The organism is Bradyrhizobium sp. 62, from assembly GCF_023073035.1.
Taxonomy (GTDB): domain Bacteria; phylum Pseudomonadota; class Alphaproteobacteria; order Rhizobiales; family Xanthobacteraceae; genus Bradyrhizobium.
This window is the reverse complement of sequence record NZ_JADPIT010000023.1, coordinates 239,733-241,816: the sequence shown is the minus strand read 5'-3', so window position 1 is coordinate 241,816 and position 2,084 is coordinate 239,733. Positions and strand designations below refer to the sequence as shown.

Genomic DNA, 2,084 nt, shown 5'->3' with positions numbered 1-2,084 from the left:
AGCTTGGCCTGCCGTACCGTGAAGTCGCCGCCGGCGGCGCGGCCGTAATCGGCCGCATCGAAGAAGCTCTTGCCCTTCAGTGTGCCGCCGAACAGCTTGAAGCCGCCGCCGTCCGCGAGATGGAAGGCGATGTCGACATGGCGGTTGGTCTTGAAATCGTCGAGGAAGGACTGGCCGAAGGTCAGGCCAAACTCCACTGAGCCGAGATGCTTGCCGCCTTGCGCGATCGGCACCACGCCGCGGATGCCGAGCCCGGCCAGGCCGCCCTCGAGCCCGACCACGACCTTGTGCTCCTGGTTGGCGATGATCACGGTTTTGCGAAAGCCCGAGAGGTCGTCGCCAAATTTGGCAGGCTGGTGCACGCGCAGGAACGAGGTCGCGGGCGCCACGTGGAATTGGAACTGTTCGACGCCGTACTCCGATTTGGTCGCGGCAAACACCGGCCCGAACAGGCCGATTAAAGCGTTGCGATCCTGTTTGGCCATCGCGTCCTGCGTCGCGGGCATCGCGGCCACGACGGCGCTCATGGCGGCGGCACGCTGGGATTCCTCGGCAATTCGCGACTGGAGCGCGTCGTAATGACTGCGAAGCTCGCGCTGGTCGGCCCGGTCGATGATGCCGGAAATGATCCACATCGCCCCGAGCACGGCGAACAGGGCGGTCGCCGCCGCCGTCACCGCCAGCGCAACCGTGATCCGCATCCTGAGGCCGAGCGTGAAGCGCATGTCCGACTCGTTCGTTGAGCGTTGATTAACAACGCCTATCAACTTCTCGCTAAGAGAGGGTGAACGGGATACCGGCCGGCGATCAGTGATTTTACGGGCCCGGGTGGCACGTGAGGTCTCAGTACCCCCGCGTCCGGTCCACCACGTTCTCCAGCACACCACCCGCCTCGAACTGCGCGATTTGCTGGGCGACATAGGTCGAGATCGCATCGGCGTCGGTATCGGCGGCGTTGTGTGGCGTCAGCAACACCTTGGGATGGGTCCAGAACCGGCTATCCGCCGGCTGCGGTTCCTGCACGAAGACGTCGAGCGAGGCGGCGCCCAGCGTGCCGTCGTCGAGGCAAGAAAGGATGTCGGCTTCGTTCTGCAGGCCGCCGCGGCCGGCGTTGATCAGCACGGGCGCACCGAGTGGGCTTTTGCGGTTGAGCTTGGTGAAGACGTCGCGGTTGAGGATGCCGTGTGTATCGGGCGTCAGCGGCAACAGGCTGACGAGAATATCGGTCGTGCGCAGGAACGCGTCGATCTGCGCCGCGCCGTGGAAGCATTCGACACCCGCGATCGTGCGCGGGCTGCGGCTCCAGCCGGCGACGCGGAAACCAAGCCGCCGCAGCACATCGGCCGCGTCAGTGCCGAGCGTGCCCAGTCCCATGATACCGACCGTGACGGCGCTCGCCGGCCATTGATAGGTCGGCTCCCAGCGCTTTTCGCGCTGCGACTGGCGCAGATAAAGCTCCTGGCGGTGGTGCATCAGCACGTGCTGCACGACGTATTCGGTCATGCGGCCGGTCAGATCGGGCACGGCGACACGCACCAGCGGCACGTTCGGAAGGCTCTTGTCCGCCATCAGCGCATCGACGCCGGCGCCCAGATTGAAGATCGCACGCAGATTGGGGAAAGAGCCGAGGTCGCCCGGCACCGGCTTCCACACCGCGGCATAGTGCACCTCGGCCGGATCGAGCCTGGGATCGGGCAGCAGCGCCACGCGGCGGCCGCCGCTGACCGCGTCGAACCGGGCCTTCCAGCGCTCCGGCAGCCAGTTCTGCTGCGTGCTGTTGATCAGGACGGCCAGTGTGCCCACGGTCATTCGAAGTGCCTCTTGAGGTTCCGCTTTTGAAGGCTCTCCTTGGCACGATCTGCCGGATTTTTCTTGCAATTTTTTTCCGCAGCCATGTCGGGGCAAGGCATACTGGATCGTCTTCAAAACAAGCGCTCAGAGAAGGTACTGCCCATGCTTTATGCGATCCTTTGCTATCACGACGAGGACTTCGTCGGCTCCTGGAGCAAGGACCAGGACGAGGCCGTGATGAAGAAGCTCGCCGTGGTGCAGGAAGGTCTCGCGAAGCAGGGCAGGCTCGGCCC

Annotated in this window: 2 protein-coding genes and 1 pseudogene; 1 reads left to right on the top strand and 2 read right to left on the bottom strand. The window is 64.7% G+C overall.

Translation table 11 applies throughout. The annotated features are described in order from the left end of the window. Together IVB47_RS24750 and IVB47_RS24745 are read right to left on the bottom strand one after the other, a co-directional pair. Positions 1-725: cache domain-containing protein (locus tag IVB47_RS24750; RefSeq protein WP_276576884.1), on the bottom strand; the 725-nt coding region annotated here is incomplete at its 3' end. A gap of 118 nt (positions 726-843) precedes the next feature. After that, positions 844-1,809: a glyoxylate/hydroxypyruvate reductase A gene (locus IVB47_RS24745; RefSeq protein WP_247288291.1), complete on the bottom strand. Its 966-nt coding sequence runs from the start codon at positions 1,807-1,809 to the stop codon at positions 844-846. Positions 1,810-1,953: 144 nt separating this feature from the next. Between IVB47_RS24745 and IVB47_RS24740 the strand changes: the two are divergent. Continuing rightward, positions 1,954-2,084, top strand: a pseudogene (locus tag IVB47_RS24740) (YciI family protein); the annotation flags it as partial.